Annotated in this window: 13 protein-coding genes; 6 read left to right on the top strand and 7 right to left on the bottom strand. The window is 60.4% G+C overall.

What is annotated here, in order from left to right; genetic code table 11:
* Positions 1-6: 6 nt before the first annotated feature.
* Both EDE05_RS20475 and EDE05_RS20470 read right to left on the bottom strand, forming a co-directional pair.
* Positions 7-1,143: an ABC transporter substrate-binding protein gene (locus tag EDE05_RS20475; protein WP_134102719.1), complete on the bottom strand. Its 1,137-nt coding sequence runs from the start codon at positions 1,141-1,143 to the stop codon at positions 7-9.
* A gap of 146 nt (positions 1,144-1,289) precedes the next feature.
* Complete coding sequence (locus EDE05_RS20470) at positions 1,290-2,915, bottom strand: AMP-binding protein (RefSeq protein ID WP_134102717.1); 1,626 nt, start codon at positions 2,913-2,915, stop codon at positions 1,290-1,292.
* Between the two features lie 189 nt (positions 2,916-3,104).
* On the opposite strand from EDE05_RS20470, the gene EDE05_RS20465 reads away from it, so the two are divergent.
* Positions 3,105-3,932 carry an alpha/beta hydrolase gene (locus tag EDE05_RS20465; RefSeq protein WP_166675490.1) on the top strand — a complete coding sequence of 276 codons (828 nt, stop codon included), beginning with the start codon at positions 3,105-3,107 and terminating at the stop codon, positions 3,930-3,932.
* On the opposite strand, the gene EDE05_RS20460 is transcribed toward EDE05_RS20465, so the two are convergent.
* Genes EDE05_RS20460 through EDE05_RS20445 form a run of 4 tightly spaced genes read right to left on the bottom strand, consistent with a single transcriptional unit; the run spans position 3,929 to position 7,447 of the window.
* A complete protein-coding gene (locus EDE05_RS20460; RefSeq protein WP_105373577.1) occupies positions 3,929-4,450 on the bottom strand; it encodes a winged helix DNA-binding protein in 522 nt (173 codons plus the stop codon). The genes EDE05_RS20465 and EDE05_RS20460 overlap by 4 nt on opposite strands.
* A gap of 58 nt (positions 4,451-4,508) precedes the next feature.
* The gene (locus tag EDE05_RS20455) at positions 4,509-5,489 is read right to left on the bottom strand and encodes a TRAP transporter substrate-binding protein (RefSeq protein WP_208325232.1); all 981 of its coding nucleotides are present in this window, start codon (positions 5,487-5,489) and stop codon (positions 4,509-4,511) included.
* A 55-nt stretch (positions 5,490-5,544) separates the two neighbouring features.
* Complete coding sequence (locus EDE05_RS20450) at positions 5,545-6,858, bottom strand: TRAP transporter large permease subunit (protein WP_105373576.1); 1,314 nt, start codon at positions 6,856-6,858, stop codon at positions 5,545-5,547.
* 4 nt (positions 6,859-6,862) lie between these two features.
* Positions 6,863-7,447, bottom strand: a complete 585-nt coding sequence (locus EDE05_RS20445; protein WP_112796197.1) for a TRAP transporter small permease — start codon at positions 7,445-7,447, stop codon at positions 6,863-6,865.
* Between the two features lie 198 nt (positions 7,448-7,645).
* Here EDE05_RS20445 and EDE05_RS20440 point away from each other — a divergent pair, with 198 nt between their 5' ends.
* From EDE05_RS20440 to EDE05_RS20425, 4 genes are all read left to right on the top strand, one after another.
* Positions 7,646-11,257 (top strand): hydantoinase B/oxoprolinase family protein, encoded by a 3,612-nt coding sequence (locus EDE05_RS20440; protein WP_134102711.1) that lies wholly within the window; start codon positions 7,646-7,648, stop codon positions 11,255-11,257.
* 22 nt (positions 11,258-11,279) lie between these two features.
* The gene (locus tag EDE05_RS20435; protein WP_134102708.1) at positions 11,280-12,488 is read left to right on the top strand and encodes a TIGR03862 family flavoprotein; all 1,209 of its coding nucleotides are present in this window, start codon (positions 11,280-11,282) and stop codon (positions 12,486-12,488) included.
* A 110-nt stretch (positions 12,489-12,598) separates the two neighbouring features.
* Complete coding sequence (locus tag EDE05_RS20430; RefSeq protein WP_105373572.1) at positions 12,599-13,318, top strand: YoaK family protein; 720 nt, start codon at positions 12,599-12,601, stop codon at positions 13,316-13,318.
* Between the two features lie 18 nt (positions 13,319-13,336).
* Positions 13,337-14,125 carry a YdcF family protein gene (locus EDE05_RS20425; RefSeq protein WP_132411964.1) on the top strand — a complete coding sequence of 263 codons (789 nt, stop codon included), beginning with the start codon at positions 13,337-13,339 and terminating at the stop codon, positions 14,123-14,125.
* On the opposite strand, the gene EDE05_RS20420 is transcribed toward EDE05_RS20425, so the two are convergent.
* Positions 14,126-14,599 carry a hypothetical protein gene (locus tag EDE05_RS20420; protein WP_105373570.1) on the bottom strand — a complete coding sequence of 158 codons (474 nt, stop codon included), beginning with the start codon at positions 14,597-14,599 and terminating at the stop codon, positions 14,126-14,128.
* A gap of 107 nt (positions 14,600-14,706) precedes the next feature.
* On the opposite strand from EDE05_RS20420, the gene EDE05_RS20415 reads away from it, so the two are divergent.
* On the top strand, positions 14,707-15,360 hold the full coding sequence (locus EDE05_RS20415) for a trimeric intracellular cation channel family protein (protein ID WP_132411966.1): 654 nt from the start codon (positions 14,707-14,709) through the stop codon (positions 15,358-15,360).
* The last annotated feature ends 4 nt before the right edge of the window (positions 15,361-15,364 follow it).

Below are 15,364 nucleotides of genomic sequence, written 5' to 3'. Positions count from 1 at the left end.
ATAGCCTTAGATCTTGCAGTCTTTGGCGTAGGCGTCCTTGTGATCGGTGAAAATCTTTTCCACCGTCTTGTTGGTCAGGACGCCGTTCTGCTTCACCACTTCGGTCAGGTAGATGTCCTGGATCGGATGCTGGTTGGTATTGAACTTGAATTTTCCGCGCGGAGACTTGATGTCGGCCTTGCGAAGTTCGGCACCGAAGGCATCGGCATCCTTGACGCTTGCCTTCCCCGCCGCCGAGAGGATCAGCTGGGCCGCGTCATAGGCCTGGACAGCATAGATGGACGGCAGCCGGCCGTATTCCTTCTGGAAATCCGCGAGAAACTTCTTGCTGGCCTCGTTGTCGAAATCCGGAGCCCACTGGCCGGAAGCCTTGGCGCCGAGCGCCGCATCGCCGATCGCCGGCAGGACGTCCTGGCTGAAAGAGAAACCCGGGCCCATGACCGGGATTTTTACGCCCGACTGGGCGAATTGCTTCATGAAGGCGATGCCCATGCCACCCGGCAGGAAGACGAAGATGCCGTCGGCGCCGGAGGCGCGCATCTGGGCGATTTCGGCAGCATAGTCGGTCTGGCCGACCTGCGTGTACACTTCCGAAGCCAGCTCACCCTTGTAATAGCGCTTGAAGCCGGTCAGCGAATCCTTGCCGGCCGGATAATTCGGGGCGAGGATGAACATCTTCTTGTAGCTCTTGTTGGCGTATTCGCCCATGGCTTCGTGAAGATTGTCGTTCTGATAGGCGGCGTTGAAATAGAGTTTGTTGCAGTTGGCGCCGGCAAGCGCCGCCGGAGCGGCATTGGTGGAGACGTAGAACTTGCCTTGGGCAACCGCGCTCGGGGCAACCGCCATCAGGAGGTTCGACCAGACGATGCCTGTCAAGATATCGACTTGGTCGCTCTGGATCATCTTGTCGGCGATCTGCACGGCGAGTTCCGGCTTCTGCGCGTCGTCCTCTGTAACGACCGTGACATCCTTGTTGCCGGAATTTTTAATCGCCAGCATAAAGCCATCGCGGGTATCAATACCGAGGCCGGCGCCGCCACCGGAAAGCGTGGTGATCATGCCGATCTTCAGCGGCTCGGCAAAGGCCAGTCCCGAGGTGCTGACGCTGAGCGCCACAGTGGCCGCAGCAAGCAGTTTCTTCATGTGACGAACTCCCGTTTGTTGTTGTGTCGTTCCCAGTTTTATTACGTCGGCGGAAAGCAACCCGCCGAGCATTTTCAGTACCTTCCACATTTGCGCGGAAACTTCCACTCTACATTCGTGCCGGAAGCGACGAGCATGAGCGCGGGTTACACCAATAGCCTCTGCTTTAGGCGGAATCGCTGGATCTTTCCGGATTCGGTCTTCGGCAGGGCGTCGGCGAAGACGATGGAGCGGGGGTATTTGTAGGGAGCGATGACGCTTTTCACATGCTCCTGAAGGAGCCTGACCATAGCCTCGCAGGCCTCGGAACCCGGAACAAGGACGACATGAGCCTCCACGATCATTCCACGCGCTTCATCCGGCACGCCGATGACGGCGCACTCCAGTACCGAATCATGCTTCAGCAGAGCCGCTTCGACCTCCGGACCTGCAATGTTGTAGCCCGCCGAGATGATCATGTCGTCGGAGCGGGCTGTGAAATGGAAATAGCCTTGATCGTCTTCGACGAATGAATCGCCCGTGATATTCCATCCGTTCCTGACGTAATCTCTCTGGCGTTCGTCCGCCAGGTAACGGCAACCGATGGGCCCCTTGACGGCAAGGCGGCCGACCGTCCCTCGCGGCACTTCGTTCATATCCTCATCGACGACCATGGCTTCGTAACCCGCCAGCGGTTTACCGGTGCAGGCCGGCTTGGCATCACCCAGATGGTTGGAAATGAAGATGTGCAGCATCTCCGTCGCGCCGATCCCGTCGAGGATCGGTTTGCCGGTCTTCTTCACCCATTCCTCGAAGACGGGTGCAGGCAGGGTTTCACCCGCGGATACCGCGATGCGAAGCGAGGAGAGATCGGCACCGTTGTCCATCGCCGCCAACATGGCGCGATAGGCGGTAGGCGCGGTAAAGCTGATGGTCGCCTTGTAGGTCTCGATGATTTCGATCATCTTCGGCGGCGTGGCCTGCTCCAGAAGCGTCGCGGCAGCGCCGAAGCGCAAGGGAAAAACCGCAAGCCCCCCGAGACCGAAGGTAAAGGCAAGCGGCGGCGAGCCCACGAACACGTCGTCCGGCGTCACGGCCAGCACTTCCTTCGCATAGGCATCGGCGATGATCAGGATATCGCGATGAAAATGCATCGTCGCCTTCGGGACGCCGGTCGATCCGGACGTGAAGCCCAGCAACGCCACATCGTCACGGCCGGTCTTCACCGCTTCATAACGCACCGGTTTGTCGAGCGCCGCCCGATCGAGTTCGGCATCATGGTTTGCCGTGCCGTCGAAGCCGATCACCTGTTTGAGGAATCTGCTTTCCTTGGCGCAGGCGACCAGTTCATCCATCAGCCGGGTGTCGCAGAGCGCTATGGAGACTTCGGCCTTGTCGACGATCTTGGCGAGTTCGCCGGCACGCAGCATCGGCATGGTGTTGACGACAACGGCTCCCGCCTTTGTCGCCGCCAGCCAGCAGGCGACCATGGCGGGATTGTTGGCTGAGCGGATCAGCACCCGATTGCCCGGCTTCAGGCCGTAGTCTTCCGTGAGCGCCAGAGCGATCCGGTTCGTCCAGTCGGAGAGTTCCTTGTAGGTGCGGCGGCGGCCGTTGCCGATCAGGGCCGTGTGATCCCCGAAACCTTTTTCCACCATGCGGTCGGTCAGCTCTACCGCCGCATTCAACCATTCCGGATACTCGAAGGCCCCGAGCTTGATATCCGGCCACTGATCGAACGGCGGAAGATTGTCACGGGCAAACGTATCCCGATGGCCTGACGGTCCCAGCATTTTTCAGTTCCCAGATTTTCTTGTCGATGCGGCTTTTTGCCTTTTGTCCAGAAAAGCACCGCTTTCTGCCCATGGCAAGAGAGAAATTTTAAGTTTATAATATTTTTTGACATCGCCCCGTTCAGGGCTTCCAACCGACCGGCCGCGGTGCCAGTATCACCTCGCTTCAACAGCGACTGCGGAGAAATGATGATGCGCCACCGGATCAGCGATTGGGACAATGCCTATGCCAACGGCATAAACATTCCCCAGGGTGATCGCTGGCCGACCGCGTGGGTCGAGCCGGCGCGGCTCTATCGCGAAGCTCTTTCTGCTTTGGGACGCACGAGGCTTGGCCTTCCCTATGGGGAACGTCCGCGCAACAGGTTCGATCTCTTCCTGCCGCAGAACAAGCCCGCCGGCCTCGTTGTCTTTGTCCATGGCGGTTTCTGGATCGGGCTCGATAACAGCTATTGGTCGCATTTCGCTCGGGGCGCTGTCGAACGGGGCTACGCCGTCGTCATGCCAATGTACACGCTCGCCCCGGAAAACCGGATCGCAGACATCACGCTTGAGATCGGCAGGGCGATCGAGGCCGCGGCCAAAGAGGTGGATGGGCCGATCCGGCTGATTGGTCATTCCGCCGGTGGACATCTGGTGACGCGAATGATCTCCTCGACCTCGCCGCTGCCGGAAGCGGTATGCAGCCGTATCGTCAACGTCGTCTCGCTATCGGGCGTCCACGATCTGCGACCCCTGATGCAGACGAAGATGAACGAGAAGCAACGGATAGACCGGGAAGAAGCCTACCGGGAAAGTCCGGCGCTTCTCGAGCCGATGTCGGGGGCTTGGGTGACCTGCTGGGTGGGAGCGGGCGAACGATCCGAATTCATCCGCCAGAACGCGCTGCTTGCCAACATCTGGAAAGGGCTCGGCGCCGAGACTGCGGTCGTCGAAGAACCAGACAAACATCATTTCAACGTCCTGGACGGGCTAGAAGACCCCAACCATCCCCTGGTGGACGCGCTGTTTTCTTAAAGGGATGCAGCAGCGCGAGCTGCCTGATCATAGTGGCCGGAAAGCGCCCGCAGCCGCGCCGCCACCTCCGAAAGGGATTCGGCGGAGACTTCCGTCGCAAGGACCGAGCGCACCAAAAGGCTCTCGCGCATAGCCTTATACCGGGCGCAGGCATCGGCACCGGCTTCGGTCACCATGACCAGCTTTTCCTTGCCGCGCCTTCCCGATTTTATGAGTTTCATGCGCTCGAGCTTCTTCAGCGCATAGGTCACCACGTGCGTGTCTTCGATGTTCAGAACGAGGGCGATATCGGCGAGCGTCTTCGGCTTGTTGCGGCTGTTGATATTGTGCAGCACCAGGATGTCGACCGGGGAGAGGTCCGGCACGCCGGCGGCAGCCATGCAGCGGATCATCCAGCGATTGAAGGCGTGGTTCAGCATGATCATGCCGAATTCGATTTCGGAGAGAGCCGGCAAGGCGCCGGTGGCCAGATGCCCGGAGGAAACGATCGGGCCGAAACTATCCTTTTCCGATGACATGGCTTCTCTTCCCGGGAATGAGGGCGCCGGCGGCAGAATGCCGACGGCGCCTCTCAAATCACATCTTCTTGTAGGCGTCCAGAATAGCAGCGCCATCGGCTCCGGCTTTCTTCAACCAGTCTTCCGTCAGCTTTGCGCCAACCTCGCCTAGCCCTTTCTTCAGGTCGGCGCTGGGTTCGACAACCTGCATGCCATTCTTCTTGAGCGTCTCCATGTAGGCCGCGGTCTTTTCAGCCCCGAGTCCCCAGCCCCGGGTTTCCGCGGCAGCCGCTGCATCGGTCACGGCTTTCTGGACGGCAGGGTCCAAAGCCGCGAAGGCCGCCTTGTTGACGAAGACGACGTTCTTCGGGATCCAAGCCTGAGTGTCGTAATAGTGGGTCAGCGATTCCCAGATCTTGGAATCGACGCCGGTGGCGCTCGACGTCATCAAGCCGTTGACTACGCCAGTCGCGAGAGCCTGGGGCAGTTCGGCCGCCTGGACCGTGACCGGCTGAGCGCCGACGATCTCGGCGATACGGGATGTGCCGACATTATAGGCACGCCATTTCAAGCCCTTGAGATCCGCTACGCTGTTGACGTCCTTCTTGGTGAAGATGCCTTGCGGCGGCCACGGCGTTGTGTAGAGCAGCTTCAACCCCTGTGCATCCAGCGCCTTTTCGATTGCCGGCTTGGAGGCTGCCCAAAGCTTTTTCGATTGGTCGAAGCTGGTTGCCAGGAAAGGCACTACGTCGATGCCGAACACCGCATTCTCGTTCTCATGCAGCGAGATCAACACCTCCCCTGCCTGCGCCTGGCCGGTCTGGACGGCGCGCTTGATGTCCGGTGCCTTGAAGAGCGAGGCGTTCGGGTGAATGGTGATCTTCAACGCGCCTTTGCTCGCGGCATCCACATCGGATGCAAACTGGCTGAGGTTCTGGACGTGGTAGTTTGCCGGCGGATAAGCGGACGGCAGAACCCATGCGGTCTGCGCGAGCGCCGAGCCGGCGGCGGCAGTCAGCGCCGCACCCGCAAGACCCGAAAAAATGAGGTTCGAAAGCAAGCGTTTCATGTCAGTTCCCTTCCTTTTTCTATGAAGCTAATCTTTTTCGCCAAAGCTAACCCGGGAAAGCCATTTTCGGCAGGACCATCACGATATCCGGGAAAACCGTGATGATGGCGACGGTCGCCACGAGCAGGAAGAAGAAGGGCAGCGAAGCTTTCGCCACCGTCAAACTGTCTCGGCCGCTCATCGTCTGCAGCACGAAGAGGTTGAAGCCGACGGGCGGGGAAACTTCGGCCATTTCGACGATCAGCACAAGGAAGATGCCGAACCACACGAGGTCGAACCCCGCCTGTTGAATCATCGGCAGAACGACGACGGTGGTCAGAACGATCATCGACAGACCATCGAGAGCCGCGCCGAGCAGAATATACATGATGGTCAGAACCGCAATCAGCGCATAGGGGCTCAGATTGAAGCTGTCGACCCAGTTCGCGAGCGCGTTCGGGATGCCGGTATAACCCATGGCAATCGACATGAAACCGGCACCTGTCAGGATCAACATGATCATGCAGGTGAGCCGGGTCGCACCCATGACGCTTTCCCAGAAGGATTTTCTCGTCAGGGAACCGGACCATGCTGCGATTGCGAGCGACCCGAGCACACCCCAGGCCGCGCACTCGGTCGCAGTCGCCCAGCCGAGAAGCAGGGTTGCGAAGACGAGCACGATCAGGAGCGTCACCGGAATGAGGTTCGCCGATTCCCTGAGCTTCTCTTTAAAACTCATTTTCGGAGGCGCGGGCGGGGTCTTGTCCGGATTGAGGAGCGACCAGACGATGATGTAACCGGAATAGAGCGCCATGACGATCAGGGCTGGCAGGAAACCCGCAAGGAAGATCTGGATGATCGAGACGTTTGCCGCGACCGCATAGACCACCATGGTGATCGATGGCGGTATGAGGATGCCGAGCGTGCCGGCGCCTGCAAGCGAGCCGAGGCTTACCATCTCGTCGTAGCCACGCTTCTTGAGTTCCGGCAGGGCGATCTTGGCGATCATCGCCGTCGTTGCGGCCGAGGAGCCGGAGATCGAGCCAAAAAGGCCGCAGCCAAGGATATTCACGTGCATCAGGCGGCCCGGGAGCCATCCGAGCCAGGGCGACAAGCCGCGGAACATCTCTTCCGACAGCCGGGTCCGGAACAGGATCTCTCCCATCCAGACGAAGAGCGGCAGGGCTGCAAGCGACCAGGAGGCGCCGCCGCTCCAGGAATTTGTGGCAAGGACCGCGCCAATCGGGATGCCCGGCACGAACAGCATGGCGATGAAGCCGCAGATCAATAACGAGACCCCGATCCACACTCCGCCGGCGAGCAGTGCCAACAGCACAAGAAGAACCACCCCGGCTATTTCAACGAGTTCGATTGTCCCCATCAGCTCAGGCCCCGCTCTGCATGGCGCGTTCTATGACTTCCTCAGCAGTGACCGGCTCCGGTTTCTCGTAGCGCGGCGATCCGCCGAACAGGACGTGCAGGAGCTCGTCGACGAATGCGATCGCCAGAATGATCAACCCACCGCAGAAACCAAGCTGCGGGATCCACAGCGGCACGGCGATCACACCCTGCGACAGATCGTTGAACTGGAAGGAGGTACGCGTCATATCGAAGGCAAACCAGGCAAAATAGGTCGCGGCAACCGTGCCGATCGCCAATGCCGTCGCCTCCAACGCCCGTCTGGCCGGACCGCTGATCCGCTCGATCAACAGGCCGACGCGGATCATCTCGCCGGAACGAAACGTGTGAGCGAGCCCCAGGAAGGCGCTTGCAGCCATGCACCAGGAAGCGAAGTCGTCGCCGGAAGGTACATCGATGTCGAGCGGCCGGCCGGCGGAGAGCGCAAGCATGAGGAGGAAGATGGCGACGAGGAACAGGCCCGCCAACCAGCCGGAAATCAGATAGAGACCATCAAGAATTTTGCGCAGCCAATCCGGCAGCACGCTATGGCGCAGTTCAGCGGAGGACATGAGTTACCCTCCCGCAAACGGGATAAAAGATCATGATCGGCTCCCCTCGGTTGCCGTTGTGAGGCGGAGCTCTTTGCGGCTCTTTGCTCTTTATCCAGGCATAATGCTTCAAGAGGCAATTTGTTGTCAACTAATCATTGACGTTTTATCGATGAAATGTTTTCGTTAATGCAAAGCAACGAGCGACAGGGGCGGAACATGACGAAGTGCAAATGGGATTTCTGGATCGACCGCGGCGGCACCTTTACCGACATCGTCGGCAGGAAGCCGGACGGCACGCTCATCGCGCATAAGGTTCTCTCCGAAAATCCTGAAGCCTATCGCGATGCCGCCGTGCAGGGAATTCGCGAGTTGCTGGAGGTTCCGGCCGGGCATGCGATTCCTGCCGATCGGATCGGCGCCGTAAAGATGGGTACGACGGTGGCCACGAACGCCCTGCTCGAACGGAAGGGCGAGCAGACGCTTCTCGTCACCACGCGCGGCTTCCGCGACGCTTTGGCGATCGGCTACCAGGCTCGCGCCGATATCTTTGCGAAGAAGATCGTCAAACCGGAATTGCTGTATCAAGCGGTTGTCGAAGTGGACGAGCGCGTCCGCGCCGACGGGACCGTCGAGGCCACGCCGGACGAAACCGCAATCCGATTGGCTCTCCAGAAGCACTTCGAGAACGGCTTCCGCGCCGTCGCCATCGTATTCATGCACGCCTATCGTTACCCGGCTCATGAACAACTTGCGGCAAAGGTCGCGAGAGAGATCGGATTTAGTCAGATTTCCGTCAGCCACGAAGTTTCGCCGCTTATCAAATTGGTTGGCCGCGGCGACACGACGGTGGTCGATGCCTATCTCTCGCCGATCCTGCGCCGTTATGTGGATCAGGTTGCCGCCGAATTGGGCGCTGACGGCGAAGGCGGCCCGCAGCTGATGTTCATGCAGTCTTCGGGCGGCCTCACCGCTGCCCGGCTCTTCCAGGGCAAGGACGCGATCCTTTCTGGTCCAGCAGGCGGGGTAGTCGGCGCAGTCGAAACATCGCGCCTGGCAGGCTTCGAACGGATGGTCGGCTTCGACATGGGCGGTACGTCCACGGACGTCTCCCACTACGACGGCGAGTTGGAACGTTCCTTCGAGACCGAGGTGGCCGGGGTGCGGATGCGGGCACCGATGATGTCGATCCATACGGTCGCCGCCGGCGGTGGTTCGATCCTGCATTTCGAAAATGGACGGTTCCGGGTGGGCCCGGACTCAGCCGGTGCAAATCCCGGCCCGAAGGCCTACCGGCGCGGCGGACCGCTGACCGTCACCGACGCCAACGTGATGCTTGGAAAGCTGTCGCCGGAGCTGTTCCCCAAGATCTTCGGCGCCAACCGCGACCAGCCGCTCGACGCGGGAGCCGTGCGTGCCGCTTTCGAGGAGATGGCAAAGGTTATCGGCGACGGGCGCTCTCCTGAAGAAGTGGCTGACGGGTTTCTCGCGATCGCGGTCGAGAATATGGCCAATGCGGTCAAGAAGATCAGCGTCCAACGCGGCTACGATGTAACCCATTACGTGCTGACCTGCTTCGGCGGGGCCGGCGGCCAGCATGCCTGCCTGACGGCTGATGCGCTCGGCATCTCGACGGTGCTGATCCACCCATTCTCCGGGATTCTCTCCGCCTATGGCATGGGTCTGGCGGATATCCGCGCCACCCGCCAACGCACGGTTTCCGAAGAGCTTGCGGTGGCACTCGAAGCGCTCGCCACCATCCGTGAAGAGCTCACGGCAAGCGTGATCGAGGAAATGGCAAGCCAGGGGGTTTCCGGAGCCGGGGTAGCCGTGCTGCACCGAGCTCACCTGCGCTATCAGGGCACCGATACGACCTTGCCCGTGGTCCTCGGGGGCGTTGCCGACATGACCTCGGCATTCGAGACAGCCCACAGGAAACAATTCGGCTTCATCTTCGAGAACCGTGAGATCATATTCGAAGCCTACGAAGTCGAGGCGATCGGCGGCGGCGCGGATTCCACCGAACCGGAATTCTCGCTGGATAGTGCCGCTCCGACCGCGACGGAACAAACGAAATTCTTCTCCGGCGGCGCATGGCGCGAGGCGCCGGTCTATGTCCGAGCGGACATCAAGCCGGGTGCTCATGCAAAGGGGCCATGCCTGATCGTCGAACCGCACCAGACGATCGTCGTGGAAGACGGCTGGGCTTTCGAGATCACCAGGCTGAACCACGTCGTCCTGAAACGCGTCGCCGAACTTTCCCGCGCGAAACCGATCGGCACCCAGGCGGATCCGGTTCTGCTCGAAGTGTTCAATAATCTCTTCATGTCGATTGCCGAACAGATGGGCGTGACGCTGCAGAACACCGCCTCCTCGGTCAACATCAAGGAGCGGCTTGATTTTTCCTGCGCGGTTTTTGACGAGAACGGCGCACTGGTCGCAAATGCACCGCATATGCCGGTGCACCTTGGCTCCATGGACCGCTCAGTCGAAACCGTGATTGCCGCCAACAGGGGCAAGATCCGCCCCGGCGACGTTTTTGCGCTGAATGCCCCCTATAACGGCGGCACGCATCTGCCGGACATCACCGTCGTGACGCCGGTCTTCGATCAAAAAGGCGAAAAGATCCTGTTCTACGTCGCTTCGCGCGGACATCATGCGGATGTCGGCGGAACCGCGCCGGGCTCAATGACGCCGCTTGCGACGACCGTCGATGAGGAAGGCGTGCTGTTCGACAACGTGCTGCTCGTCGACCGTGGCCGGTTCGACGAGGCAGGCATCACAAGACTTCTTTCCGACCACCCCTACCCCGCCCGCAACGTGGCGCAGAACGTCGCCGACCTTCGCGCCCAGATCGCCGCCAACGAAAAGGGCGTGCACGAAATGCGCAAGATGATCGCACAGTTCGGGCTGGACGTCGTGCAGGCCTATATGGGCCATGTGCAGGACAATGCGGAAGAAAGCGTCCGGCGCGTCATCGAGAAGCTGAACGACGCGGAATTTTCCTACCCCACCGACCAGGGCAGCATCATCAAGGTCAAAATCACGGTCGACAAGGAAAAGCGGGAAGCGACTGTCGACTTCACAGGAACTAGCCCCCAGAAAAAGAACAACTTCAATGCGCCGGAACCGGTGACGCGCGCCGCCGTACTCTATGTGTTCCGCGTCATGGTGGAAAGCTCCATCCCGATGAATGCCGGCTGCCTGAGGCCGATCCGCATCGTCGTGACCGAAGGGTCGATGCTGAAACCTCAATATCCGGCAGCCGTCGTCGCCGGCAACGTGGAAACCAGCCAGCATGTCACCAATGCGCTGTTTGGCGCACTTGGCGCCATGGCCGCCAGCCAAGGAACGATGAACAACCTCACATTCGGCAATGCGACCTACCAGTATTACGAGACGCTGTGCTCCGGGTCGCCGGCCGGCCGCTTCAATGACGGCACGGGTTTTTCCGGCACGGATGCCGTCCACGTGCATATGACCAATTCGCGCCTCACGGATCCCGAAATTCTGGAGACGCGTTACCCTGTTCTGCTGGAAGACTTCCACATCCGTGAGAATTCCGGCGGCAGGGGCAAATGGTCGGCCGGCAACGGCACCAGACGTACCATCCGTTTCCTCGAAAAGATGGACTGCGCCATCCTCTCCTCGCATCGGACGATCCCTCCGCATGGCCTCGCGGGCGGCAAGGAAGGCGAACTCGGGCAAATGATCGTCCGCCGACTGGACGGCATGCTGGAAGAGCTTGGTGGCTGCGCCCAGACCGTCGTCAACGCGGGCGAAGCCGTCACCGTCGTGACGCCAACGGCAGGCGGCTATGGAAAAGCGTGATGATCTGCCGTAACCGGAGGTCATGACAAAACAGATCGCGATCATCGGCGGCGGGCCGGCAGGACTGATGGCGGCGGAGGTCCTCTCTGCCGCCGGCTACTCCGTTACGCTTTACGAAGCCATGCCGACCTTTGGCCGCAAGTTCCTGCTGGCCGGCAAGTCCGGTCTCAACATCACCCATTCGGAGGAATATCAGCGATTCGCAGGACGATTTGGCGCGGCCTCCGCTCGCCTGCGACCCGCACTCGATGCTTTCACGCCGGAAGATGTCCGGCGCTGGGCCGAGGGCCTTGGGATTGAAACCTTCGTCGGCACCTCCGGTCGCGTCTTTCCGACTGCAATGAAGGCTTCACCACTCCTGCGGTCCTGGCTGCGAAGGCTTGAGGTCCAAGGCGTAAAGCTCCGCACGCGGCATCGATGGGTCGGCTTCGCCGATGGCGGCTATCGGTTCGAGACACCGGATGGCGGAATTACACTTCACCCTGACGCTACCCTGCTCGCGCTCGGAGGAGCAAGCTGGCCGCGGCTCGGCTCCGACGCTGCCTGGGTGCCCTGGCCGCAAGAGATGGGGATTACCATCAATGAATTTCAGCCGGCGAATTGCGGTTTCGACGTCGACTGGAGCGATACGTTTCGTCAGCGCTTTGAAGGAGCGCCCGTCAAATCCGTATCGGCCACATCAGCCGCGGGCACGCTCCAGGGTGAATTCGTGATTTCCAAACATGGGATCGAAGGGAGCTTGGTCTATGCGCATTCGGCCGCATTGCGAGACAGGCTGAAACGCCACGGACATGCAAACCTGGCCGTCGATCTTGCTCCGGGCCGATCGGTCGAACGCCTTGAGCGGGACCTCGCTCGGCAGGATGCCAAAGCCAGCTTTGCCAATCGGCTTCGCAAGGGTGCCGGCCTGGAAGGCGTAAAGGCAGCTCTCATTCGCGAACTCGTTCCCCAGGCAAATCAGCTTCCTCCCCAGGAGCTGGCAATCCTTATGAAAGGCCTGCCGATCCCACTTCTTCGCCCGAGGCCTATCACCGAAGCCATATCGTCTGCAGGCGGGCTCGATTGGAGCGAGCTCGACGAGAACTATATGCTGAAGGCGGTACCGGGGCTTTTTGCGGCTGGAGAAATGCTGGATTGGGAGGCGCCGACCGGCGGCTACCTGCTCACAGCGTGCTTTTCGACAGGGCGGGCTGCGGCTAAGGGTATCGAGAACTGGCTACGGACGAAATAGGACTGGCCTCCGGCCACTATTTCCGATTTCTTTCCAACTGATCCGGCATCGTTCCGGAAGAACGCATCCGCAACTCGATTCGCACAAAACAAGGGGAGGAAGGGGCCTCCATGAGCAGGGCAAGACGCCGCTATATCATCAAAAGAAGACGCACAGTTACCGGTCTGGCGCTCGTCGCAGCGATTTCCTTCGTCGCCGGAATGACCGACGCGGTCGGCCTCCTTCTTTCCGGTGATTTCGTTTCATTCATGACCGGCAACACCACCCGCGCTGCCTTGTCCTTCGCAAACAGCGACTATTCCCATGCGCTGATCCTTTATTTCGCCCTATGGGTTTTCGTCATCGGCAACGCGCTCGGCATCGTGCTTGCCCACACGCTTTCGGTGCTGCGAACCTTCGTCGTCCTCACAGGCGTCGCCGTGACACTTGCCGTAGCGGCGTTCCTTCCCGAGGCGGAATATCCGCGGATACAGTTTTACCTCGTCATTCTGGCCATGGGCATGATCAACGCAACCGTCGAACATATCGAAGGGTTGCCGATCGGGCTCACCTATATTACCGGTGCGCTGTCGCGCTTCGGGCGCGGGATCGGCCGCTGGATCGTGGGGGATCGCAATCCGACAGGGTGGGTCATTCAGACGGTGCCCTGGACAGGCATGGCGTGTGGCGCCGTGTCCGGGGCGTTCGTTACAAAATATCTCGGCAACAATGCCCTTTGGGTCGTCGTGCTGGCTGTGGTTTTTCTGGCCTTCGCCACCATTCTTCTGCCACGGTCCTTGCATCTGCATTTCCACCAGCAGCCGATGGGGGCCGCAAGGCGCCGCGCATAGACACTTCCGAAGGGCCATATGTTCCTGCTTTCAAAGCTTTTTTGGGTGTTCGCCCAGCCGCTGTCGGTCGCATTTCTGTTGAGCGCCCTGGCGGCACTGCTTGCCTTTGCCGGACGGCGCGGGCTCAGCGGCCTTTCCGCGCTGCTCGCCGCTCTCGTTCTGCTCGTTACACTCTTCACGACGACAGGCACCGTGGCGCTGCAGATACTGGAAGCGCGCTTTGCGAGGCAGGCCTCAGATCCAGTGGATGTTGCCTGCATGATCGTACTCGGCGGGGCCTTCGACAACGAGATCAACACGGCGCGCGGCGGCATCGAGCTCAACCAGGCGGCCGACCGTTTTGTCGAAGCGCTGCGGCTCGCGCGAAATCATCCGCAGGCACGGCTCCTGATTTCAGGTGGAGACGGATCGATCAGCGGCGGCTACGAAGGCGAAGCCCAAACCGCCGAACGCTTCTTTGCCGCTTTCGGCGTGGCGACAGACCGGCTGGTCAAGGAGAATGCCTCGCGGACGACCTATGAGAATGCCCTCAAGACAGCCGAGCTCCTGAAAAGCGAGGGGCTCGAAAATTGCCTGCTGATCACCTCGGCCTATCATATGCCGCGATCGGTCGGTCTTTTCCGTAAAGCGGGAATCGCGTTCACGCCCTGGCCGGTGGACTACCGCACGAGCGGCGTCGTCTCTTGGTCGGTGGATTTTACGCAACCGTCTCTCAACGCCCAACTTGCCACCACCGCCGCACGGGAATGGATGAGCCTTGTCGCCTATTATCTGACGGGGCGAATCGGGACGACTTTTCCGCAGTGACTATTTCTTCGAGATCGTCAGGAAGCGCCCGCCCTTTACACGCACGCGCATCTCACATGGTTCGGCGTCGGTGCGGTCGCAATAGCGCGGGTGCATCTTCAACAGGAAGACCATATTGCCGAAATACTTGACGAAATCGTAGCCGTAGAGCTGCGCGGTAGCGATCATGAAATAGCCACCCTCCTTGGCCTGGAGATAGAAGTTATAGGGGCAGCCGTCATTGCTGCAGGCCGGGCCGCGTTTCCCGTCGCAGACGAGTTTGCCGTGATTCGACACGAGGTCGATAATCCCGTCGTTGTTGATATCGAACCGTTCGATGAAGCCCGGATCGAACTGGGCGATCTTGCACTCGCTGCGGAAATGATCCTTTTCATAGATTTCCGGATCGCTGACGAGCTGCTGCTGCCCGTGGGCAAGAGCAGGAGCCAGGATCAGCGCCACGACCTGGGCGAGAACGATCAGGAGCCTCTTCACGGCTTTCCTCCGCAAATTCATCTGTTTACGGCGCGCAACCACCGATGGCGGGCGCGACTATCCGCGGTTATGGTAGGTTCTGCCACTTGCGCGACGCTGGAGTTTGCATGTCACTGCTGATGATGCTCGATTATGCCGGTGTCGCTCTGTTTGCGGCAACAGGTGCCCTTGCCGCCTCGCGAAAGGAGCTCGACCTCGTTGGCTTCCTCTTCTTTGCCGCCGTCACCGGGCTCGGCGGCGGCACGTTGAGAGACATCATTCTGGGGCGAACGCCGGTCTTCTGGGTTCTGGATCCCACCTATATCCTGATCTGCGTGACAACCGGCGCCTTCGTTTTCTGCACGGCGCATCGCGTGGAGTGGCGTTATCGGATGCTGATCTGGCTCGATGCGGTAGGGATTGCCGCCTACAGCGTACTTGGAGCGGCCAAAGGTCTTGATGTCTCCGGGTCGCCGACCATTGCCATCGTCACCGGTGCACTGACCGCAGCATTCGGAGGTATTCTCCGCGATCTTCTCGCCAACGAGCCGTCCGTCCTTCTCCGCCCTGAAATCTATATTACCGCAACTCTTGCCGGGGCTGGCACCTTTACCGCAGCGAACGCCCTCGATCTGCCGCTCTCCGTCAGCTCCGGCCTGGGGGCGGCAGCCGCGTTCCTGCTGCGCGGCGGCGCAATCCATTACGGCTGGACTTTGCCGCGATACAGGCCACGGCCGGGCAGGCCCGCAGCCGAGGCCATCAAGGGGAAAAGAGGGGAGTAAGCCT

This window comes from Neorhizobium sp. R1-B (assembly GCF_004368875.1).
GTDB classification, from domain to species: Bacteria; Pseudomonadota; Alphaproteobacteria; order Rhizobiales; family Rhizobiaceae; genus Neorhizobium; species Neorhizobium huautlense.
Note: the sequence above shows the minus strand (reverse complement) of the source record. Positions and strands in the feature narration are given on the sequence as shown.